Origin of the sequence: Flavobacterium ginsengiterrae, from assembly GCF_039539785.1 — a bacterium.
Lineage (GTDB): Bacteria > Bacteroidota > Bacteroidia > Flavobacteriales > Flavobacteriaceae > Flavobacterium > Flavobacterium ginsengiterrae.
The window spans coordinates 438,398-459,883 of record NZ_BAABDU010000007.1 but is presented as its reverse complement, the minus strand read 5'-3'; the positions used below and the strand labels follow the sequence as shown (position 1 = coordinate 459,883).

22 protein-coding genes are annotated in these 21,486 nt (G+C 31.4%); 12 read left to right on the top strand and 10 right to left on the bottom strand.

What is annotated here, in order from left to right:
- Positions 1 to 9 precede the first annotated feature (9 nt).
- The gene (locus tag ABD859_RS21525; RefSeq protein ID WP_345146775.1) at positions 10 to 273 is read right to left on the bottom strand and encodes a hypothetical protein; all 264 of its coding nucleotides are present in this window, start codon (positions 271 to 273) and stop codon (positions 10 to 12) included.
- 315 nt (positions 274 to 588) lie between these two features.
- Here ABD859_RS21525 and thrS point away from each other — a divergent pair, with 315 nt between their 5' ends.
- The 12 genes from thrS (at position 589) to ABD859_RS21465 (ending at position 12,372) form a co-directional block, all read left to right on the top strand.
- A complete protein-coding gene (gene thrS, locus ABD859_RS21520; protein WP_345146774.1) occupies positions 589 to 2,535 on the top strand; it encodes a threonine--tRNA ligase in 1,947 nt (648 codons plus the stop codon).
- A gap of 16 nt (positions 2,536 to 2,551) precedes the next feature.
- Positions 2,552 to 3,106 carry a translation initiation factor IF-3 gene (infC, locus tag ABD859_RS21515; protein ID WP_425554263.1) on the top strand — a complete coding sequence of 185 codons (555 nt, stop codon included), beginning with the start codon at positions 2,552 to 2,554 and terminating at the stop codon, positions 3,104 to 3,106.
- 104 nt (positions 3,107 to 3,210) lie between these two features.
- Complete coding sequence (gene rpmI / locus ABD859_RS21510) at positions 3,211 to 3,408, top strand: 50S ribosomal protein L35 (RefSeq protein ID WP_026727505.1); 198 nt, start codon at positions 3,211 to 3,213, stop codon at positions 3,406 to 3,408.
- 101 nt (positions 3,409 to 3,509) lie between these two features.
- Positions 3,510 to 3,854 carry a 50S ribosomal protein L20 gene (gene rplT / locus ABD859_RS21505; RefSeq protein ID WP_008464948.1) on the top strand — a complete coding sequence of 115 codons (345 nt, stop codon included), beginning with the start codon at positions 3,510 to 3,512 and terminating at the stop codon, positions 3,852 to 3,854.
- A 126-nt stretch (positions 3,855 to 3,980) separates the two neighbouring features.
- Entirely contained in the window at positions 3,981 to 4,553 is a 573-nt protein-coding gene (locus ABD859_RS21500; RefSeq protein WP_345146773.1) for a Crp/Fnr family transcriptional regulator, read from the top strand.
- 79 nt (positions 4,554 to 4,632) lie between these two features.
- A complete protein-coding gene (locus ABD859_RS21495; RefSeq protein ID WP_345146772.1) occupies positions 4,633 to 5,067 on the top strand; it encodes a carboxymuconolactone decarboxylase family protein in 435 nt (144 codons plus the stop codon).
- Positions 5,068 to 5,427: 360 nt separating this feature from the next.
- Positions 5,428 to 6,963: a tetratricopeptide repeat-containing sensor histidine kinase gene (locus ABD859_RS21490; protein WP_345146771.1), complete on the top strand. Its 1,536-nt coding sequence runs from the start codon at positions 5,428 to 5,430 to the stop codon at positions 6,961 to 6,963.
- 22 nt (positions 6,964 to 6,985) lie between these two features.
- The gene (locus tag ABD859_RS21485) at positions 6,986 to 8,734 is read left to right on the top strand and encodes a tetratricopeptide repeat-containing sensor histidine kinase (RefSeq protein WP_345146769.1); all 1,749 of its coding nucleotides are present in this window, start codon (positions 6,986 to 6,988) and stop codon (positions 8,732 to 8,734) included.
- A 2-nt stretch (positions 8,735 to 8,736) separates the two neighbouring features.
- Positions 8,737 to 10,515, top strand: coding sequence for an ATP-binding protein (locus tag ABD859_RS21480; RefSeq protein ID WP_345146768.1), 1,779 nt, complete (start codon positions 8,737 to 8,739; stop codon positions 10,513 to 10,515).
- A gap of 10 nt (positions 10,516 to 10,525) precedes the next feature.
- The gene (locus tag ABD859_RS21475; protein ID WP_345146766.1) at positions 10,526 to 11,194 is read left to right on the top strand and encodes a DNA-binding transcriptional response regulator; all 669 of its coding nucleotides are present in this window, start codon (positions 10,526 to 10,528) and stop codon (positions 11,192 to 11,194) included.
- Between the two features lie 78 nt (positions 11,195 to 11,272).
- The gene (locus ABD859_RS21470) at positions 11,273 to 11,503 is read left to right on the top strand and encodes a hypothetical protein (protein ID WP_345146765.1); all 231 of its coding nucleotides are present in this window, start codon (positions 11,273 to 11,275) and stop codon (positions 11,501 to 11,503) included.
- Positions 11,504 to 11,562: 59 nt separating this feature from the next.
- A complete protein-coding gene (locus tag ABD859_RS21465) occupies positions 11,563 to 12,372 on the top strand; it encodes an endonuclease/exonuclease/phosphatase family protein (RefSeq protein WP_345146764.1) in 810 nt (269 codons plus the stop codon).
- Position 12,373: 1 nt separating this feature from the next.
- Here ABD859_RS21465 and ABD859_RS21460 read toward each other — a convergent pair whose 3' ends face one another.
- The 9 genes from ABD859_RS21460 to ABD859_RS21420 all read right to left on the bottom strand — a co-directional run bounded on the left by ABD859_RS21460 (position 12,374) and on the right by ABD859_RS21420 (position 21,462).
- On the bottom strand, positions 12,374 to 13,633 hold the full coding sequence (locus ABD859_RS21460; protein WP_345146763.1) for an asparagine synthetase B: 1,260 nt from the start codon (positions 13,631 to 13,633) through the stop codon (positions 12,374 to 12,376).
- A 338-nt stretch (positions 13,634 to 13,971) separates the two neighbouring features.
- Entirely contained in the window at positions 13,972 to 14,637 is a 666-nt protein-coding gene (locus ABD859_RS21455) for a response regulator (protein ID WP_345146762.1), read from the bottom strand.
- 99 nt (positions 14,638 to 14,736) lie between these two features.
- Positions 14,737 to 15,528 carry a sensor histidine kinase gene (locus ABD859_RS21450; RefSeq protein WP_345146761.1) on the bottom strand — a complete coding sequence of 264 codons (792 nt, stop codon included), beginning with the start codon at positions 15,526 to 15,528 and terminating at the stop codon, positions 14,737 to 14,739.
- A 21-nt stretch (positions 15,529 to 15,549) separates the two neighbouring features.
- Positions 15,550 to 16,185 carry a hypothetical protein gene (locus ABD859_RS21445; RefSeq protein WP_345146760.1) on the bottom strand — a complete coding sequence of 212 codons (636 nt, stop codon included), beginning with the start codon at positions 16,183 to 16,185 and terminating at the stop codon, positions 15,550 to 15,552.
- A gap of 20 nt (positions 16,186 to 16,205) precedes the next feature.
- On the bottom strand, positions 16,206 to 16,565 hold the full coding sequence (locus ABD859_RS21440) for a hypothetical protein (protein ID WP_345146759.1): 360 nt from the start codon (positions 16,563 to 16,565) through the stop codon (positions 16,206 to 16,208).
- Between the two features lie 179 nt (positions 16,566 to 16,744).
- A complete protein-coding gene (gene dnaB / locus ABD859_RS21435; RefSeq protein ID WP_345146758.1) occupies positions 16,745 to 18,289 on the bottom strand; it encodes a replicative DNA helicase in 1,545 nt (514 codons plus the stop codon).
- A gap of 141 nt (positions 18,290 to 18,430) precedes the next feature.
- Positions 18,431 to 19,384 (bottom strand): acetyl-CoA carboxylase carboxyltransferase subunit alpha, encoded by a 954-nt coding sequence (locus tag ABD859_RS21430; RefSeq protein WP_345146756.1) that lies wholly within the window; start codon positions 19,382 to 19,384, stop codon positions 18,431 to 18,433.
- A 112-nt stretch (positions 19,385 to 19,496) separates the two neighbouring features.
- A complete protein-coding gene (locus tag ABD859_RS21425; protein WP_345146754.1) occupies positions 19,497 to 20,387 on the bottom strand; it encodes a DMT family transporter in 891 nt (296 codons plus the stop codon).
- Complete coding sequence (locus ABD859_RS21420) at positions 20,374 to 21,462, bottom strand: LptF/LptG family permease (protein ID WP_345146751.1); 1,089 nt, start codon at positions 21,460 to 21,462, stop codon at positions 20,374 to 20,376. Before ABD859_RS21420 ends, ABD859_RS21425 begins: the two co-directional genes overlap by 14 nt.
- Positions 21,463 to 21,486: the final 24 nt, after the last annotated feature.

Below are 21,486 nucleotides of genomic sequence, written 5' to 3'. Positions count from 1 at the left end.
ACAGCTTATTTACAATTTCGCTTTTTTTGATTCTCTGTAAGCTTTTTCCTTGTACGGCTGTGATTTTGGCAATTTCTGCCTCTTTTCCTTTGTTGTTTTTGCGGAGTTTTCAGGTTTTAAATGTCTTTTTATTCTAAATGCATACAAAAACTTCTTTTGAAAACCGTTAGCCCTAGCCCCGATAGAAGCGGAAATCCTTTTTATGGCGGGGTTCGACATAAAAAGATTGGAGCGCATAGCGGGATTAAGCTCCTTATTAATATTATAATCCATTTTTTAAATCTCAAATTCCAAACTAACCGGAATTACGCTGTGTAGACGCACTGCTGTGCGTCTCTACAATTAGACGGACCATTGTATGTGTCTAAAGAAAATTGAGATTGAAATAATCTTCTACATATATACTACATATTATATGTAGAAATAATAAACCCGACAGGTTTTGAAAATCTGTCGGGTTTAAAAATGAGAATTACTATTATATATAATAGAACGAAACTACTCTTATATATAATAAAGTAAACTTGTACATATATATTGTATGTATTTTAGTAATCATGTATATTTGCATTCACAAAATTATAAACAATGATCAAGATTACTTTACCCGATGGGTCAATTAGAGAGTTCGCTTCGGGCGTAACTCCAATGGAGGTCGCTAAAAACATTAGCGAAGGTTTTGCAAGAAATGTTATTTCTGCATCTTTTAATGGTACAACTATTGAAACCGAGACTCCATTAACGACCGACGGTAATCTTATTTTATATACTTGGAATGATGCTGAAGGTAAAAAAGCTTTCTGGCACTCTACTTCGCACGTAATGGCTCAGGCTCTTGAGGAGTTGTACCCTGGAATTAAATTAACTCTAGGGCCTGCAATTGCTAATGGTTTCTATTATGATGTCGATTTTGAAGATCAGAAAATTTCTGAGGCTGATTTTAAAAAGATCGAAGATCGTATTCTTGAAATTTCAAGAGGAAAATACGATTTCAAAATGCGTCCGGTATCTAAAGCAGAAGCTTTAGAAATGTATAAAGACAACGTTTACAAAACGGAGTTGATTTCGAATCTTGAAGACGGAACGATTACTTTTTGTGATCACGCTACTTTTACTGATTTATGTCGTGGAGGTCATATTCCGAACACTGGAATTATCAAAGCTGTAAAAATCATGAGTGTTGCGGGTGCTTACTGGAGAGGTGACGAAAAGAATAAACAGTTAACTCGTGTTTACGGAACTTCTTTTCCTAAACAAAAAGATCTTACTGAATATCTTGAACTTCTTGAGGAAGCAAAACGTCGTGATCACCGTAAATTAGGAAAAGAACTTGAGCTGTTTGCTTTCTCTCAAAAAGTGGGTCAAGGTTTACCTTTATGGTTACCAAAAGGAGCTGCTTTAAGAGATCGTTTGGAGCAATTCTTAAAAAGAGCCCAAAAGAAAGCTGGATACGAGCAAGTTGTGAGCCCGCATATTGGTCAAAAGGAGCTTTATGTTACTTCTGGTCACTATGCTAAATACGGAGCAGACAGTTTCCAGCCAATTCATACTCCAGCAGAAGGTGAAGAGTTTTTATTAAAACCGATGAACTGCCCTCATCACTGTGAAATTTACAATGTAAGACCTTGGTCATATAAAGATTTACCAAAACGTTATGCTGAATTTGGTACTGTATATAGATATGAGCAATCTGGTGAATTACATGGTTTGACTCGTGTAAGAGGCTTTACTCAGGATGACGCACATATTTTTTGTACTCCGGAACAATTAGATGAAGAGTTCAAAAAAGTAATTGACCTAGTATTATATGTATTTGGTTCGTTAGGTTTTGAAAACTTTACTGCTCAGATATCTTTAAGAGACCAAGAAGACAGAGAAAAGTATATTGGTACAGATGAAAACTGGGAGAAAGCCGAAAATGCTATTATCAATGCTGCAAAAGACAAAGGTCTTAATACGGTTGTAGAATATGGTGAAGCCGCTTTTTATGGTCCAAAACTGGATTTTATGGTAAAAGATGCTTTAGGAAGACAATGGCAGTTAGGAACAATTCAGGTAGATTACAACTTACCTGAGCGTTTTGAATTAACATACAAAGGTGCTGATAATGAATTACATCGCCCTGTTATGATTCACAGAGCTCCTTTTGGATCTATGGAACGTTTTATAGCAATTTTACTTGAGCATACAGCAGGAAATTTCCCACTTTGGCTTATGCCTGAGCAGGCTATTATCTTGTCTTTGAGCGAGAAATACGAAAATTATGCCAAAAAAGTTTTAGATTTGCTAGAAAATCACGAAATTCGCGCCCTAATTGACAACCGAAATGAAACTATCGGTAAGAAAATTAGAGATGCAGAAATGCAGAAAATTCCATTTATGCTTATCGTAGGTGAGGAAGAAGAGAAAAACGGTACGATCTCTATTCGTCGTCACGGTCAGGAAGGAAAAGGAAACATCACAGTTTCTATCGAAGAATTTGCTTCGATTGTAGACGAAGAAATAAAAAAGACATTAAAAGTATTTACAGTTTAACTTAAATTAGAAAGTCATAGCAATAAAAAGTAACAGAGGTTTTCAACCTCGAGTAGAAAAAAAAGATGCACACAGAATAAACAATCTTATTCGTGTTCCTGAAGTACGTCTTGTAGGTGAAAACATTGAACCTGGGGTTTTTAAAATCGCTGACGCGCTACGTTTAGCTGACCAATTTGAATTGGATTTAGTTGAAATTTCGCCAAATGCTGAACCGCCGGTTTGTAAAATCATGGATTACAAGAAATTTGTTTACGAACAAAAGAAACGTGATAAGGCATTAAAAGCTAAATCATCTCAGGTTGTAGTAAAAGAAATCCGTTTTGGTCCTCAGACAGATGAGCATGATTATGAATTTAAAAGAAAGAATGCTGAGAAGTTCCTAAAAGAAGGAGCTAAATTAAAAGCATTTGTTTTCTTTAAAGGTCGTTCTATCATCTATAAAGATCAAGGGCAGATTTTATTATTACGTCTTGCTACAGATTTAGAAGAATTTGGTAAAGTTGAAGCTATGCCGGTTCTTGAAGGAAAGAGAATGATTATGTTCATTGCTCCTAAAAAGAAAAAATAGTTTTCAGTTGACAGTCTCAGTAAACAGTTTTTAACTCAACCTGAAACTTTAAATCTGAAACTAAAAATATAAGTAAGTAAGAATAAATTAAAACACTAGGAAAAATGCCTAAAATGAAAACTAAATCTAGCGCTAAGAAACGTTTTAAAGTTACTGGCTCTGGAAAAATTAAAAGAAAGCATGCTTTTAAAAGTCACATCTTGACTAAAAAATCTAAAAAACGTAAATTAGCTTTGACTCACTCAGCGCTAGTTCACCAAACAGATATGAAAAGCATTAAACAACAATTAAGAATTATCTAATAATTCTTTAGGTTAAAAAATTATTTATATAACCTTGGAGTATGGCTTTGAAGTTCCTTTGATTCAATTCAGGACGCCTGCTACAAAAACACATTAAAATTATGCCAAGATCGGTAAATTCAGTTGCTAAAAGAGCAAGAAGAAAAAAAATAATGAAGCAAGCCAAAGGTTTCTTTGGAAGACGTAAAAACGTTTGGACAGTTGCTAAGAATGCAGTAGAGAAAGCGATGAGCTACGCTTACCGCGATAGAAAACAAAACAAAAGAAATTTCCGTTCATTATGGATTCAACGTATTAACGCTGGAGCTAGATTAGAAGGAATGTCTTATTCTCAATTCATGGGGAAAGTTAAAGCTAACGGAATCGAATTGAACCGTAAAGTTCTTGCAGATTTAGCTATGAACCACCCAGAAGCTTTCAAAGCTATTCTTAATAAAGTAAAATAAACGTTTTATAAACTCAATTTAAGATTACTTACTTATCATAAAGAAACCATTCGTTAACGCGAGTGGTTTTTTGTTTTTACAACAATGTGTTTTATCTTTAAAACACTTTTTAAAACAGCATTCAAAATGTTTACACCTCTTTTTAATCATATACAGAAATTCATAACGCTGGAACCTTCAGAGATCAAAATCCTGGAAGCAAGCCTTAAAATTTCTAAAATAAAAAAGAAAGAGCATTTATTACAAGAAGGCCAAGTTTGCAATACATTATATTTTATAACTAAAGGCTGTGCCAGACAGTATATTATTAATCCAAAAGGAAGCGAACAAACGCTTCAATTTGCAATTGAAAATTGGTGGATTACAGATTATTTAAGTTATCACAATACTACTCCATCGCATTTTTACATTCAGTCAGTTGAAAATTGCGAAATTATTTCAATTGAAAAAAACATATTAGAACCTATATTAATTGAAATTCCGAAGCTGGAAAGATACTTTAGAATTGTATCGCAAAAAAGTTTTGGTGCTATGCAAATGCGAATTAAGTTCTTGTTCACAATGTCGGCAGAAGAAAGATATCATCATTTTAACGATCATTTCCCAGAATTTGTACAACGTGTTCCTCAATATATGATTGCTTCCTATTTAGATTTTTCTGCCGAATTTATGAGCAAAATAAGAGCTGGAAAGATCTGATTTTAATTTCTTGAAGTAGTTCAAGTTTTTTAAGTTATAGTTAGCAGAACTTTGTATCAAACTTTAAAAACATATCAAAATGAAATCAAGAATTATTATTCCAGAAGTTGCTCCACAAGCTTATCAAGCCTTAATGAATTTAGAAAAATATATTTCTACTACATCATTAACATCAACCCATAAAGAATTAATTAAAATTCGTGCTTCTCAAATAAACGGATGTGCATTTTGTATTAATATGCATACTGCAGATGCCAGAAAGCAAGGAGAAACGGAACAGCGAATCTACTTAACAAGTGCTTGGCGTGAAGCCGATGTATATACAGAAGAAGAAAAAGCCATTTTAGCTTTAACTGAACAGGTAACCTTAATTGGCAATCATGTTTCTGACGAAGTTTATCAAAATGCAGCCCGTTTATTTGACGATAAATATCTTGCTGAAATCATTTTAGCAATCATTACCATTAATTCATGGAACAGATTAGCAATTACAACAGGGCTAAGAGCCGTATAATTAGCTTTATAAGTATTAATTTACAACATTTTAAAACTTTAACAACCCTCCATGTGAGGGTTTGTTTGTATATACCTGTAAATGAATACCTGAAAAATTAAAAAAATCACATTTTACAAAAACAGGTATTTATACTCTTTCACAGGAATTCAGATTTTTTATTTTTGGCGCATGATATCAAAAAATGCCCCTTTTTTCTGCTTTTTAGCACTGTTTTTAACTCTTTCTGCCTGCAAGAAAAAAGACCATGCATTTAACGATTCTAAGCCAGGAAAGGAAAAAATCTTATCTCTCACTATAAAAGCAAAGTCATTTCTCGACAACCATAAAACAGACAGTGCGTTTTATTATTTTAATGAAGTGAAATCTATATGTGATCCAAAAACAAATCCTGAAGCATATATCGCTACAACAAACGCTATGGCAGCTTTACAGCAAAATCAAAATGATTTTATTGGAAGCAAAACGACACTCAAAGAAGTCTTACCATATTTAAAGCTAATCAGAGATTCTGAGCAAATTTGGTACACATACACATATCTAGGGATTAATTATTTAAACACGTATCAATTCAAAAAAGCCAGCAGGTATTTCAATAAAGCTTTAGACTTAAACATTAATAAGTTTAAAAATATTGAATCAAAGAAAAACATAGCCGAAGTTTTAATAGCAGAAAATAAATATCAAGAAGCCATTCAAATTTTATTATCGCTTACAGATGAAAAAGAAGTACAAAGCAAACCAAAATTTCATGCTGAGATACTTGACAGAATTGGTCATTGTTATTCTCACTATTCATCAGACAATTCTGAAGCATATCGTTTTTTAAATTATGCTCTTCAAATACGAATGCGATTAAAAGATAATGAAGACATAGCCAAAAGCTACTACAATCTGGCTCTTTTCTATCAAAATAAAAATTCTGATTCAGCTAAAAAATACATGACCATGAGTTATGAGAAATATACTCTGGCAAATGATATCGATGGAAGAATGTCTGCACTTAAGCTTATAATAAACAATAGTCCAAATCCAGAATTGAAAAAACATGCTCTAAAATACATCATTCTAGTTGATAGTATTTTTGAAGTGAGACAAAAAGCAAAAAACCAATTTGCGAGAATAAAATATGACTCTAAACTTCAAAGAGAAGAAAACTTAAAATTGAAAACTCATAAAGCCGAAAATGAACTAAATCTGGAGAGGCAGAAAAACAAAAACATTATTTCTTATATCATAATTGTTTTAAGCTTATGCCTGATTTTAATCTTGTATTATTACTTAACATCAAAAGCTAATCGAGACAAAATTGAAGCAGCTTACAATAGTGAAACCCGTATTTCTAAAAAACTACATGACGAATTAGCTAACGATATTTATCATACTATGGCTTTTGCCGAAAACAAAAATTTATCATTAGCAGAAAATAAAGAGCAATTACTTCATAATCTTGAAGTGATTTATTCGCGTACGAGCGATATTTCAAAAGAAAACTCTTCTATTATAACCGATGAAAATTATATTTCATCTCTTAAAGAAATGATTTCAGGTTTCAGTACAATACAAATCAATTTGATTTTAAACGGGCTGGATCTTATTTCGTGGACTAAAATCGATAAAAACAAAAAAATTACTATTTACAGAGTTTTACAGGAATTACTTGTCAATATGCGTAAGTATAGTGATGCTTCTGTAGTTGGGGTCAATTTTAAACAAATAGAAAAAAGTATTTTGATTCATTACTCAGACAATGGAAAAGGCATTGATATGGAGAAAATCATTTTTAAAAATGGTCTTTATAATGTAGAAAACAGAATTTTAAAGATTAGAGGAACTATCGATATAACTTCTGCACCAAATGAAGGATTCAAAGTTTTAATAAAAATCCCAATTTAAGAGCAGCCTTTTAATTTAAAAAATGAAAACTTCTTCTATTATCAAAATTTTGTTTCTGCCCATTGTTTTACTTTTTTTATTCACTTCATGTGAAAAGAAAAAGCAAAACATTGTACAAAAAATTGATAATACTGCCGAAATAAAAATGCTGCAGGAAAAAGCTAATGACTTTTTTAATTCAGGGAAAAATGACAGCAGTTTTTTTTATTTTAATAAAGTAAAATTATTATGTGAGCCAAAAATTGAACATTTTGATGAATTTGTTCATTCATCGGTCATGATGGGTAACATTTTACAAAAAAACGGTGATTTTTATGAGGCAGAAACTATGATTACAAAGGCGATCCCTTATTTAGAGAAAACAAGTCAGCCAAAATTTACCATTAATACTTATTCATCATTAGGATATAATTATTATCGTACTTATGATTATGAAAAATCATTAAACTGCTATAGAAAAGCTTTAAAAAATGCAGTTTCTACATTTAGAAAGTCATCTGAAATATCTAACATCGCTTTTATTTATGTGCAGCAAAAAAAGTACAAAGAAGCAATAGATTTATTAGAGCCATTAACTAAACGAACTATTATAGATAAAGTAGTTCCCTTAAATACTCATGCAGAACGAGCGTCTAAGTTATACCATTTAGGTTTAAGCTATTTACGTCTTGGAAATCATCAAAAACAAGCTTTGGACTGTTTTAATGAAAGTCTGGAATTGACTCTCAAATCAGGCAATGATTTTGAGTTAATCCCAAACTATTATGCTCTGTATTTGTACTATAAAAAATACGACAATCCAGAACTTAAAATGATGAATGCTCAAAAGGCGTATGATTGCTCTAAGAGATCAAAATCTATGGCAGAGCAAATTACAACTTTAGGAAATCTAATTGAAGCTGATGATGTACAAAATACAAGAAAACACTGGAAAGCTTATATAAGATTAGTTGACAGTACAGCTAACAGTATGAAAATAGCTAAAAATCAATTTGCCAATATAATTTATGATTCAAAGAAAGATAAAGAAGAAAATTTAGAACTCAAGAATCAAAAAACTGAAAAAGAATTACAACTTCAGATACAAAAAAACAGAAGTACAATTTTATATGTAATTATAGGCATTGTCGCTCTTGTATCACTTTTCCTTGCTTATTATTTAACTGCTAAGAGTAAAAAAGAAAAAAATGAAGCTGTCTTAAAAAGTGAAATGCACATTTCAGACAAATTACATAATGAGCTTACTAATGATATTCATAACATATTAATGTTTGCACAAAATCATGAATTAGATAACATTGAAAACAAAGAAAAATTTCTTTCAAGTTTAAACAATGTCTACGCAAAAACCAGAAATATTTCCAGGGAGAACAGTGAAATCATAACAGACAGAAGATATATTGACAATCTAAAAAACATGATATCTCAGTTTAAAACATCTGATGTGAATATTTTAATAAACGGCCTTAACGATATTAACTGGGTAAAAATTGATAAACATAAAAAAATAGTTATTTACAGAATCGTGCAGGAAGTTTTTTTAAATATGAAGAAACATAGCGATGCAACATTAGTTGGCATTAACTTTAAAATAACAGAAAGAAAATTAATCATTAAGTACACTGATAACGGCAAAGGGATTTCTATTAATGAAATAAATAAAAACGGCCTGACAATCATTCAAAATCGAATTTCAAATATTAATGGAGAAACTTATTTTGATTCGGCTCCAGAACAAGGGCTTAAAATATCTTTTAAAATTCCTGTGTAATTATGAAGATATTATACTTTATAAAAAATAGAATATTTTTAAAATATATTTTAATCTTTCTAACCATTTTACTGGCTGGAGCAATACTTCTATACAAATCAAACCAAAACGAAACTAAAGCTGTAGAGCAAAAGAAAAAAGATAATTCACTAGAAATTAAAAAGTATATCGGTAAAGCTGATGTTTTTTTTGACAGGTCAAGTTACGACACAGCTTACCTTTTCTATAAAAAGGCAATTGATCTTTGTGATCCTATAGATGATTACGCAGATGATTACGTATATTCTGAATTGTCTATTGCAAATCTATATCAGAATATGGGCAATTTTATTGCCTGCGAAGAATCCTTATTAAAAGTTTTTCCCCATTTAAAAAAGACAAGCAAACCTAAGTTTACTTACAACACTTATACAATTTTAGCCTATAATTATTATTTTACTTACGATTATAACAATGCGCTAATATATCATAAAAAGGCACTGAGACTTGCTAAAACTCCATATAAAAAAACTGTTATAATTACTGATATAGCTTTAATTTATTCAGCACAAAAAAAATATAAAGAAGTAATTGATATTTTGGAGCCTTTAACCGTAAAGAAAATTAGACATGAAAGTGATTCTACAAAAACTGATAATGATTATTCTTTATTGCTAAACACCATAGGATATTGTTATTACAAAGTTGGAAACCCAAAAGCGTTAGACTGTTTTAAAAAAAGTCTCAAAATACAGTTACGCCAAAAACAAGATTATGAGTTAGTGAGCACTTATGGAAATTTGGCAATGGTTTATTCTAAAACCAATCCTAAATTATCCAAAAAGTACACCGAAATGCAATACATTTCTTCTTGCAAATCAAAGTCTGCATCATTTAAAGCTAATTCTCTTGCAGAGTTAATTAAAAAATCAGGTGGAAAAGAACTCGAACAATATTCTAAAGAATATGTAAAAATAATCGACAGCATAATGTCCAGCAGAAAACAGGCAAAAAATCAGTTTTCAATAATTAAATACGAATCTAAAACAGATAAAGAGGAAAATCTGAAACTAAAAGCCGAACAAGCTGAAAATGAACTACAACTACAGTATCATAAAAATAGAAATCTTATATCTTATATTGTAATTGCTTTTATATTAGGCGCTCTTTTACTTCTGCCTCTTTATTTATCTATTAAAGGTAATAAAGAAAAGAAAGAAGCCATTTTAGAAAGCGAAAGGAGAATTTCAAACAAACTTCAGAATGAACTTACACTTACTGTACAAAATACCCTCGCTTTTGCAAAAGGCAAAGATTTAGAAAACAGTGAAAACAAGAACCATTTCCTAAACAGTTTAGATGAAATTTATAATCAAACCAGAAAAATTTCGAGAGAAAACAGCTCTATTATTACTGATGAAAAATACGCATCTGATCTAAAAGAAATGATATCCGGTTTTAAAACTGAAAATCTAAACATGTTTGTAAACGGTTTAGATTCTATAAAATGGAACAAAATCAATAAAAATAAAAAGATTATTATTTATCGAATATTACAAGAGTTATTTTATATAATGAAAAAATATAATGATGTGAGTGTTATTGTTTTATCGTTTAAAATTATAGAGAAAAACATCACTTTAACCTATACTGACAACGGGATTAAAAGCCAAAATGACAGAATAATTTTAAAAAATGATCTGCAAAATGTGGAAAACCGTATTAAAACTACCAATGGAACTATTAATTTTGCCAATTATACAGAAAATGGTTTCAAAATAAATTTCACATTTCCATTATAAAACAATTAATATGTTTAAGAAAGTTTTAGTTGCAGAAGATTTAGACAGTATTAGTATTGCAGTTGTTAAGGTTCTTGAAGAGCTTAATATTCCTGTTATCGACCATGTTAAATATTGTGATGAAGGATTATTAAAAGTAAAAAAAGCTTTAAATGAAAAAGAACCATACGATTTACTGATTACTGATTTATCATTTAAAACAGATCATCGAAAAGCAAATATTGAAAGCGGCGATGATTTAATTGAAGCAATTAATAAGGTACAACCTCAATTAAAGAAAATTGTATTTTCTATTGAAGATAAATCTTATCGCATTAAAACTCTTTTTGATGAATTAGGAATAAATGCATACGTTTCTAAAGGAAGAAACAGTATTGAAGAGTTGAGAATTGCTCTTGAAAAAACGTTTAAAAACGAAGAAAGAATTCTTTCATCTGACTTAAACTTCAATTTTAATGATAAATCGCTGATAGAAATCGAATCGTATGATATTTCTATTTTATCTCTTTTGGCAAAAGGTTACATATTAGAAAACATTTCAAATGAGTTTAAAGAAAAATCAATCACACCAAATGGAACCAGCAGTATCGAAAAACGAATTAATAAATTAAAAATATATTTTAAAGCAAACAACAATGTGCATTTAATTGCCATTGCAAAAGACTTTGGTTTGGTATAAATTTTTAACACTTCCGTTACGGTTTCCCGTAAGGAAATACTTGTATATACATTTAATTTTGTATAAAACTAGTAACTAATGAAACCTAAATATAAGTTTGATCCCATTACCAAGATCAACACACCCAACAATAGAATTATTATGAAAACAATGCTGTTATGTCTTTTTCTTTCTGTAAGTTTTGCCCTTGTTTCTGAAAAAACGGGCTGGCTGGAAATCGATTGGAAATTAATCTGTATTCCTGCTCTTTTGGTCTTGCAGATTATAATTATTGGAACTGCATTAAAAAACAGGTACAAGAAACATTAATTTTAAGTAAGTATAAAAAAAGAAATCTATATGCTTATATTTGGAGATTTTGATACTTAATGAGAACTATTACGCTTTATCTTTTTTTATTCCTTTTTACTACACTACAAGCCTTTTCGCAAACCAAATTTATATCCTGGAATCTGGAAAACTTTGGTAAATCAAAATCTCAAATCTCTTTAACATTTATTGCCAAAACCGTACAAGAATACGACATTGTTGCTATTCAGGAAGTTGTTGCGGGTTACGGCGGTGCGCAGGCAGTTGCAAAACTGGCTTCAATATTAAACGAAAAAGGTTCAAAATGGGATTTTACAATAAGTAATCCCACAAGTGGAGACAGTTACAAGAAAGAACGCTATGCTTTTCTTTGGAAAACAAGTAAAGTAAAGCTAAAAGGCGAACCTTGGCTTGAAAAAAAATATCATTTAGAGATAGACCGCGAACCGTACTTTGCAACTTTTGAAGTAAATAAAAAAACGGTGACGTTTGTTAATTTTCATGCCATAACAAAAAGTAAACAACCCGAAACAGAAATTAAATATTTTAAGTTCCTGCCACAGGAATATCCAAATTTAAATTTGGTTTTTGCTGGAGATTTTAACTGTCCGGAATCACATACCGTTTTTAATCCATTGAAAAAAATGGGATATGTTTCGGTTTTTCAAAAGCAGAAAACAACTTTAAAACAAAAATGCAAAGCAGGAAACTGTCTGGCTTCAGAATTTGATAATATATTCTACAAACCAAATGCATTAAAATTCGCCAATTCAGGAACAGTTTTATTTTATAATAATTATAATTCTCTTCAGGAAGCCCGAAAAATATCAGATCATATACCTATTTGGTTCGAATTTTCTTTGAATTAAATTATGTTTTAAGCTTTTTCTTTTTAGCTGCAGGAAATAAAACATTGTTTAAAATCAAGCGATATCCCGGAGAATTAGGGTGCAAATCCAAAACTGTAGGGGGATCCCCTACCTGATGTTGAAAATCTTCAGGATCATGTCCGCCAAAAAAAGTGAACATTCCTTTTCCTTTTTCACCATGAATATACCTTGCTTCGCCATTTAGCTCACAAGTTCCCATTACTAAAACATTCGATTTTATCAAGGTTTCATTAAAAGAAGTAGTCTGCCCCATAAAACCTTTTACCAATTGTGTATGATTTTGACATAACATGCTGGGAATTGGATCCCATTTTGCTGAATATTCCATTAAGGTAAAATAGTCTTTTTCCATAGGAACTCTGCGTTTTCCTGTCATATCAATATCTGAAAACTCATAAACTTCTGGTCTGCGTTCTAAAATAAAATCTTTAAACGCAAATGAGTTTCCATAATTTAATTTTGCCTGATAATTCGATTCACTTGGATCTCCGTCAAACATCGTTTCGCAAATATCAACACCATCAGCTGCTAAAGCAATATCAAAACTATCTGTTGCAGAACACATCGCAAACATAAATCCTCCGCCAATAACAAAATCTCTGATTTTTTTGGCAACGGCACCTTTTTCCTGCGAAACTTTAGAATATCCAAGTTTGGCAGCTAAAGCCTCCGAATCTCTTTTTTGATCTATATACCATGGAGTATTTTTATATGCGGCATAAAATTTACCATATTGTCCGGTAAAATCTTCATGATGCAAGTGAAGCCAGTCATAAAGCAATAGCTGATCGCTTAAAACTTCTTCATCATAAATGGGCGTAAATGGAATTTCGGCATAAGTCAAAACTAAAGTTACAGCATCATCCCACGGTTGTTTTCCTTTTGGAGTATAAACCGCAATTTTTGGTGCTTTTTCCAAAATAACTGATTCCATGTTTTGCGAAGGACTCGAAATATCATTTAAAATAGAAGCTTCTTCGCTGTCTGAAAGTACTTCAAAACTAACACCTCTAATTTTACATTCTTTTCTTATTTCTTCAGCATCAGGCAGTAAAAAGGAACCGCCGCGATAATTTAACAACCAGCTTGCTTTATAATCCCTGCTTAAACACCAATATGTTATTCCGTATGCTTTAAGATGATTTTGCTGTGTAGTTTCGTCCATTGGAAGTAAAAGAAACGAAGCTTTCATTTGTAATGAAAATATCAGCAAAAAAATGTACACTAAACTCTTTTTCATCAAAAAAATATTTTAGTAAAGATAATGAGGAAGACCTTAAAAACATAACCGATCTTAAGGTTTTACATTTATAACAACGTTAAAGTTCTATACTGCAAAAATTGACTATATCATTTACAAAAACAGGTATTTTTACTTGTTTTTGTACTATTTTTTCTACTTACATTTGAAATCCTGAATCATAAAACTAATCTACATAAAGAAAGAACTATGAAGTTTAATGAAAATAAAACTCAGCCGAGCGGCTTAAATATAATGCAAAAAATAGGCTTATGTGTACTTGTAGTAACCATAATTGCCTATTATGTTTTATCTATTCAGTTTTTAACCAGTGGCAGCTAAAGTGTTAAAACAGCAATATCATTTTGTATTGCATACACGACTAAACCTGCAATGTTTCTGGATTCTGTTTTAAGAAGCAGATTGTTTCGATGCCCTTCTACGGTTCTTGGACTTAAAAAAAGATGTTCTGCAATTTCTGAAGTTGTTTTTTGCTGGCAAATAAGCTGTAGAATTTCAATTTCTCTTGGAGAAAGAAAGCTTGTTTCCAGATTTCCTTTTGAATTTTTTGAAGAAACAATTGTTTCCTGAATTGTTTTCAGGACGCTTTCGTTATAATAAAATCCTTTTTTACTAACTTCATTAATCGTTTTAATTAAATCTTTTGGAGTAGTGTTTTTAATTAAATAAGCCACAGCTCCTACCTGAATCATATTCGCAATAAAAGATTTTGAATCATAACTTGTAAGTGCTATGATTTTTATATCAGGAAAAGATTTTCGGATTATTTTTGTTGCTTCGACACCATTTAAAACCGGCATTTTTAAATCCATGATAATAATATCAGGTTTAATTTCATTTTCAAGAAGTTTATTTACGAGATCTTCTCCGTTCGAAGCTTCAAAAACAATCTCAATATTTTCTTCTCTTTGTAATAAAAAAGAAATTCCTTTCCGAAATAAAACTTCGTCGTCGACTAAAGCAATTTTAATATTGGCATTCATTTCATGTGTTTTTGGTCGTTTGGTATTTCGAAAGTACGAAATATGAATCAAAAAAAGCCAAAAAGCCTTATTTTATTGATGTAAATTTCATATTTTAACTTAAAAAGTAAAAATTACTTCAACTCCTTTTCCTTTTTCCGATTCAAAACTGATAGTTCCGTCCAGAAAAGAAATACGGCTGTTGATGTTTTTCATTCCTAAACCTCGGTAATTTTCAAAATCTTCACTGTCAAAACCAATTCCGTTATCTTTATAAAAACAAGTATTAAATTCATTGTCTTTTTTAAAGTTAATCCAGATTTTATCTGATTTTCCATGACGAAGCGAATTGTTCATTAACTCTTGCAGTACTCTAAAAACATGCAAATGACGATCGATATCTTTTTCATCAAAATCAATTTCATTTACATAATGCGTTTTAACTGATTTACTGCTTTCAAATTCTCCGCATAATTCTTCTACGCCGGCATGAAGACCAAACTTTTCGAAAACCGGAGGTAATAAATTATGCGCAATTTTCCTTGAGTTTTCTAAAGCTTTTGCTGTTAGGTTAATAATATTATCCGTAATTTCTGTTGTTTCTTCTACCGTTAAATTTGGTGCCGAAAGCAAATGAGTATTAAGAGAAACAATATTAAGCTTAGAACTTATATCGTCATGAAGATCTTGTGCAATACGTTTACGTTCTTCTTCCTGAATATGTAAAACGGCATGTAACTGCTCTTTTTGATACTGCAATATCAAATCTCTTTTTTCAAGTTCTTTTTGAATAATCTTTTTTCTTGAAAAATAGAAGAATACGATTAGAATAACCGCAACTATTATAAAAAAGAGGGAAATATACAATATTATAGCTACTAATTCTTTTTCGGGAATGGAATGCGTATTCATATCAAAGTATTACAGAAATAATTATTGGGTTAAAAATGCTTTTTTTGAAAAACTTTTTATCCACTCGAACAAAATAAATAATTGATAAACCAAAACTAAAAAACTATTCAATATCCAAGTGAAAAGTTTGATGTCATCACTAAGTCCTATAGAAAGATTTCCAATTAAATATAAAACAGTACTTGCTAGTAAATAAAGAACAAGTCCAACACTTATATAGTAGTATGTTTTATTTTCAGTAAGCATATTGTAAAAGTGGAACAAGGCAAAAACTACCGTAAGCAGATTGGTAAGCGTAATTTCAAATAAGTTAAACTTAAGAAACTGTGTAGAATCTATAAAAAACTGCACAGCTAAAACTAAAAGTGCAGCAACTAAACTAATTTTTATGAATATTTTTTGACTCTTTATCTGTGTCAACGAGTTATAAAAAGTGCCAAGTAAAACCATTTGCCCAGCAAAAAAAATATTTACCACCACTAAATTTGTTTTTCCAAGGTGATATAACAACTCCATTGTAAATTGCATTACAGATGAAAACAGCAAATAATAAACAAAAAAAACATTAGCTTTTTCCTTTCGGAAAAAGCTATATGAATAAGCTATTAAGTTTATTAACAGTACAAAATAAGTTGAGTATACTAAAAAATCAATCATTTTATATACTGTTTATAAATTTAAAATGGCGGACTAGGACGTATTCCGTCATAAACTACCTCTTCAGCTTCTGTATCTTCAGCAGCTCTTGCATAAGATGAACCTTCTCCGTAAACATCAATGTATTTACCAGTCTCTTTGTCTAATCTGGCTCCAACGAAAAGCAACGTTCTTTCGTCTTTGTCATTAATAGCAAGACAAGCACGAACAACTTCTGTTTCAAGCTTTAAAACTTTTTCTAAAGACTCTCTTGGAATTAAAAATGATTTTACTTTGGTTTTAGGATCTTCAGGAGTAGTGTTTTCCTGATACCTTTTTTCCCACTCTTTGGCTAAGGACAAAGGAATTTGAACAGCTTCTGGAAAGGCTTCTTCACTCATAGTTTTTTAAGAATTTAATATTAGTTAATTTGTTTATGGTCTAGCGAAACTACCGAATTAATTCTTATGTAGGAAATATTATCGTATAAAATTATAAGTACAAATATGTAATTATTAAAGAAAAAAACCTTTGAAAGAACAAACTTACAAAGGTTTTTTTTAAAGATTTTTTATTCTGATTAAAACGGAACATCGCTGTCATCGTCGTCATCATTTAAGTTACTTCCAAATGCTTCATTTGCCGATGGAAGGTTTTTAGTAATAAATGGATTATCGTCATGATTCATTTTAGAAGGCAAATCATCATAACCGCCTGTAAAGTCTTCAAGGTTGTCGAACTTACCTAAGTGTCCTAAGAATTTTAAACGAATATTCTCAAGTCCACCGTTACGGTGTTTGGCTATAATGAACTCAGCCTGACCTGCTGTTGGCGATGCTTCATCATCATCCCATTCTTCAATTTTATAATATTCAGGACGGTAAATAAATGATACAATATCGGCATCCTGCTCAATCGCACCAGATTCACGAAGATCCGAAAGAAGTGGTCGTTTACTAGATCCACGGGTTTCTACGGCACGTGATAACTGAGAAAGTGCAATTACCGGAACGTTTAACTCTTTTGCCAAAGCTTTTAAGTTTCGGGAAATTGTCGAAATCTCCTGCTCACGGTTTCCTCCTCCTTTTCCGCTTCCTCCCGCGGTCATTAACTGCAAGTAGTCAATAATAATTAATTTAATTCCGTGCTGCGAAGCCAAACGACGACATTTTGCACGTAAATCGAATATCGAAAGTGAAGGCGTATCATCAATAAATAATGGCGCTTTTTCTAAATCTTTAACTTTAGTACTTAGCTGTTCCCATTCGTGTTTTTCAAGTTTACCTGTTCTTAATTTTTCTGAAGACAATCCTGTTTCAGAAGAAATAAGCCTGGTAATTAACTGTACCGATGCCATCTCAAGAGAGAAAACAGCAACTGCATGACCAAACTGAATAGCAACGTTTCTCGCCATCGAAAGTACGAAAGCCGTTTTACCCATACCAGGACGTGCTGCAATAATAATCAAATCCGAAGGCTGCCATCCAGAGGTTACTTCATCTAATTTTTCAAAACCAGTAGCAACACCACTCAAACCTTCTTTACCAGCAATTTCTTCAATACGTTTCTTTGCCTGAAGAACCAAACTTTGAGCAGTTTCTGAACTACGTTTAATATTTCCTTGTGTTACTTCATATAATTTAGATTCAGCTTTATCTAGCAAATCAAATACATCTGTAGTTTCATCATAAGATTCTTCAATAATTTCAGAAGAAATTCTAATCAAACTTCTTTGAATGAATTTTTGAAGAATGATACGCGAGTGAAATTCGATGTGGGCAGAAGATGCAATTTTCTGTGTAAGCTGAATAAGATAAAAATCTCCTCCTGCTAAATCTAACTTTCCATTTTTCTTTAACTGCGTAGAAACAGTCAGCAAATCTATAGGCTGTGTTTCTGTAAAAAGCTGTAAAATTGCTTCAAAAATGTGTTTGTGTGCATCTTTGTAAAAAGCATCCGGCTGTAAAATATCAATTACATCATCTACCCCTTTTTTATCAATCATCATCGCACCAAGAACCGCTTCCTCCAAATCAATAACTTGCGGAGGGAGTTTACCTTTTTCGAGATTAATAATAGTGGTTTTATCTACCTTAACAGGGTTTACATTCTTGAAATTTTCCATATAGCGAAAGTAACAAAATTTGAAAAAAAATTGTTATCTAGTTATAACTATTGTGTTGTTTATAAATATGTTTTTTTTGTTCATAACCAAAAAAAAATCCGAAACCGCAGGGCTTCGGATTTTTAATCATTTAATATGAATTTACTCTTTATACTCGCCCATATTACTGTATTTGTCCATTCTCTGGGCAATTAAGTCGGCTGTTGATAAGTCTTTTAATTCATTATATCCTTTAGTAATGTACTCTGCTACTGTTTTAAAAGTAGTTTCGCGGTCGTAGTGTGCTCCGCCAAGTGGTTCAGGAATTACATCATCAACTAATTTTTGTTTTTTCATGTCAGATGAAGTCAATTTTAAAGCTTCAGCAGCACGTTCTTTGTACTCCCAGCTTTTCCATAAAATTGAAGAACATGATTCTGGAGAAATTACAGAATACCAAGTATTTTCTAACATATAAACTTTATCTCCAACACCAATTCCTAAAGCTCCTCCAGAAGCTCCTTCACCTACAATAATCGTAATAATTGGCACCTGCAGACGAACCATTTCGAAAATGTTTCTAGCAATAGCTTCTCCCTGCCCTCTTTCTTCTGCTTCAAGTCCTGGATATGCACCCGGAGTATCTACTAAAGTTAAAACCGGAATACCAAATTTCTCTGCCATTTTCATTAAACGCAAAGCTTTACGGTAACCTTCTGGGTTAGCCATACCAAAATTACGGTATTGACGTGTTTTTGTATTATAACCTTTTTGCTGGCCAACAATCATAAAAGATTGTCCGTTGATTTTACCTAAACCGCCAACCATTGCTTTATCATCTTTAAAACCTCTGTCTCCATGAAGTTCAAGGAAAGTATCACCGCAGATTGCTTTGATATAGTCTAAAGTATAAGGTCTGTTTGGATGTCTTGACAATTGTACTCGCTGCCAAGCCGTAAGGTTTTTGTATATATCTTTCTTAGTCTGCTCTAATTTCTTGTTGATTTCCTTGCACGTTGGGGTTACGTCAACGTCAGATTCTTTTCCAATAATAACGCACTTTTCTAACTGTTCTTCAAGTTCTTTAATTGGAAGCTCAAAATCTAAATATTCCATGGATTTTTGAATTTTGTTTGTAAATCGAACCGCAAATATAAAAATATTATATCATTGGCGAAGTTAATTGTTATTTAAAGTATAAAAATGCAATTTAAAAATAAGTAAACTATTACAAGTTTGCTTTCTTGTTTTGATAATGTTTAAATACACCGTTTAGAATAACTGTTATAATAATTATTACTGCCCCGATGTAAAATTCCACACTCATTTTTTCTTTCCCTCCTAAGATAAGATATGCTAAAACAATCCCGTAAACTGGCTCTAAATTAGTGGTTAACATTACTGTATAAGGTGTCAAACGCTGCATTACTTTTACTGAAGCTGTAAACGCGTAAGCCGTACAAATAGATGCTAAAATCAATAAAAGAATCCAATTATTTAGAGATAATTGAAAGAAATCTGCAGTGAATTTTCCCTGAAATAAAAAATAAACAGAAATAAAGAAAACTCCTGCGCCAAATTCATAAAATGTAATTACTGAAGGCTCATGATCTGAAATCAGTTTTCCATTCATTAATGTAAATAATACGCCTAAAATAATGGCTGCCAACGCATAATAAACTCCTGTAAGATATTTTATTTCAACCTGTAGAATTAATCCTAACCCGGCAATTATAATAAGCCCGAAAAAAACTTCATACCAAAGTACTTTTCTTCCATAAAATAACGGTTCTAACAGTGACGCAAAAAAAGCGCCTAATGAAAATATCGAAAGTGTTATGGATACATTGGAAACATGAATCGCTTTAAAAAAGAAAATCCAGTGTAATGCAATCAATAAACCTACAAAAATGAGTTTAAAAAGTTCTTTTACAGGGACTTTAAAAGATTGTTTTTTTACGGCTATAAATCCGCCAAGAAAAATCATGGCCAGAAGCATTCTGTACCAAACCAAATTATCGGCATCAATAGTAATTAAAGCGCCTAGAATAGCTGTAAAACCCCAGATAAAAACAATTAAGTGAAGATTTAAATAGCTTTTTAAATTATCGTTTCGCATTACGTAATAAATAAACTGCCAGAATTCCGAAAACAATATTTGGAAACCAAACAGCTAATAAGGGTGAGAAAGTAGATTTTTCGGCAAGAGTACCAAAAATTTTGTCAAAAAACACAAATGAAAAAGCAATGGCAATACCAATGGCAAGATTCATTCCCATTCCGCCTCGGCGTTTCATTGCAGAAACTGATACTGCAATAATAGTAAGAATAAAAGCAGAAACGGGAATACTGTATTTTTTATAAAGTACAACTAAATAGGTATTTATATTTCCAGAACCTCTTTTTTGTTCTTTATCAATAAAATCAATAAGTTTTCCAAGAGTTAAAGTTTCGGCGATATAAACTACTGGAGTCAAATCGGCCAGTTCAAATTTAAACGCTACGTTTTTTTCCGGAGCTTTTTCAATAACATCATTTAACTCTCCAAGTGTTCTTTTTGTATAATCATATAAAGTGTAGATTTTCTTTTTCGGATCCCATTTTATACGACTTGCCGTTATTTTATAAGTCAGTTTTTCTTTTTCAAAATGCTCTAATGTAAAATTAAAAGCTGTTTTAGATTCTTCGTTAAAACTGTTTACAAAAATAAAATCGTGGTCGTTAATTTGTCTAAAAACATTGGTATTTTCACCTCGCATGAGCTGTTTCCCATTTCCTTTAAGGTAAGTGTACCTAAAATTATTATAGCCTTCACTTGCTGCAGGAACGATAAAAAATCCCATTAGCAAAACAAAAATAGATACAATTGTTGCTCCTATAATATAAGGTCGTAAAAATCGCGTAAATGAAATTCCCGAACTCAAAATCGCAATAATCTCTGTATTATTAGCCAATTTTGAAGTAAACCAAATTACCGATAAAAACAAGAATATCGGAAAAAGCGAATTGATAAAATAAATTGTAAAATTGTAATAATAGAAAGCAATATCCGGAAACGGAATTTTGTTTTCCAGCATTTTATTTACTTTCTCAGAAACGTCAATAACAATCCCGATTGGCGCAAACAAAAGCAGCATAACCGAGAAAGTTCCCAGATATCTTTTTAAAATGTATTTATCTATTATCGACAGCATAAATTTTTCAAGTTTTTTTGTTTC

Bases quoted from the DNA above. Each gene is read 5' to 3' on its own strand.
- ABD859_RS21525 (WP_345146775.1), bottom strand. From the start codon at position 273: ATGGATTATAATATTAATAAGGAGCTTAATCCCGCTATGCGCTCCAAT.
- thrS (WP_345146774.1), top strand. From the start codon at position 589: ATGATCAAGATTACTTTACCCGATGGGTCAATTAGAGAGTTCGCTTCG.
- rpmI (WP_026727505.1), top strand. From the start codon at position 3,211: ATGCCTAAAATGAAAACTAAATCTAGCGCTAAGAAACGTTTTAAAGTT.
- rplT (WP_008464948.1), top strand. From the start codon at position 3,510: ATGCCAAGATCGGTAAATTCAGTTGCTAAAAGAGCAAGAAGAAAAAAA.
- ABD859_RS21500 (WP_345146773.1), top strand. From the start codon at position 3,981: ATGTTTACACCTCTTTTTAATCATATACAGAAATTCATAACGCTGGAA.
- ABD859_RS21495 (WP_345146772.1), top strand. From the start codon at position 4,633: ATGAAATCAAGAATTATTATTCCAGAAGTTGCTCCACAAGCTTATCAA.
- ABD859_RS21485 (WP_345146769.1), top strand. From the start codon at position 6,986: ATGAAAACTTCTTCTATTATCAAAATTTTGTTTCTGCCCATTGTTTTA.
- ABD859_RS21480 (WP_345146768.1), top strand. From the start codon at position 8,737: ATGAAGATATTATACTTTATAAAAAATAGAATATTTTTAAAATATATT.
- ABD859_RS21475 (WP_345146766.1), top strand. From the start codon at position 10,526: ATGTTTAAGAAAGTTTTAGTTGCAGAAGATTTAGACAGTATTAGTATT.
- ABD859_RS21470 (WP_345146765.1), top strand. From the start codon at position 11,273: ATGAAACCTAAATATAAGTTTGATCCCATTACCAAGATCAACACACCC.
- ABD859_RS21465 (WP_345146764.1), top strand. From the start codon at position 11,563: ATGAGAACTATTACGCTTTATCTTTTTTTATTCCTTTTTACTACACTA.
- ABD859_RS21460 (WP_345146763.1), bottom strand. From the start codon at position 13,633: ATGAAAAAGAGTTTAGTGTACATTTTTTTGCTGATATTTTCATTACAA.
- ABD859_RS21455 (WP_345146762.1), bottom strand. From the start codon at position 14,637: ATGAATGCCAATATTAAAATTGCTTTAGTCGACGACGAAGTTTTATTT.
- ABD859_RS21450 (WP_345146761.1), bottom strand. From the start codon at position 15,528: ATGAATACGCATTCCATTCCCGAAAAAGAATTAGTAGCTATAATATTG.
- ABD859_RS21445 (WP_345146760.1), bottom strand. From the start codon at position 16,185: ATGATTGATTTTTTAGTATACTCAACTTATTTTGTACTGTTAATAAAC.
- ABD859_RS21440 (WP_345146759.1), bottom strand. From the start codon at position 16,565: ATGAGTGAAGAAGCCTTTCCAGAAGCTGTTCAAATTCCTTTGTCCTTA.
- dnaB (WP_345146758.1), bottom strand. From the start codon at position 18,289: ATGGAAAATTTCAAGAATGTAAACCCTGTTAAGGTAGATAAAACCACT.
- ABD859_RS21430 (WP_345146756.1), bottom strand. From the start codon at position 19,384: ATGGAATATTTAGATTTTGAGCTTCCAATTAAAGAACTTGAAGAACAG.
- ABD859_RS21425 (WP_345146754.1), bottom strand. From the start codon at position 20,387: ATGCGAAACGATAATTTAAAAAGCTATTTAAATCTTCACTTAATTGTT.
- ABD859_RS21420 (WP_345146751.1), bottom strand. From the start codon at position 21,462: ATGCTGTCGATAATAGATAAATACATTTTAAAAAGATATCTGGGAACT.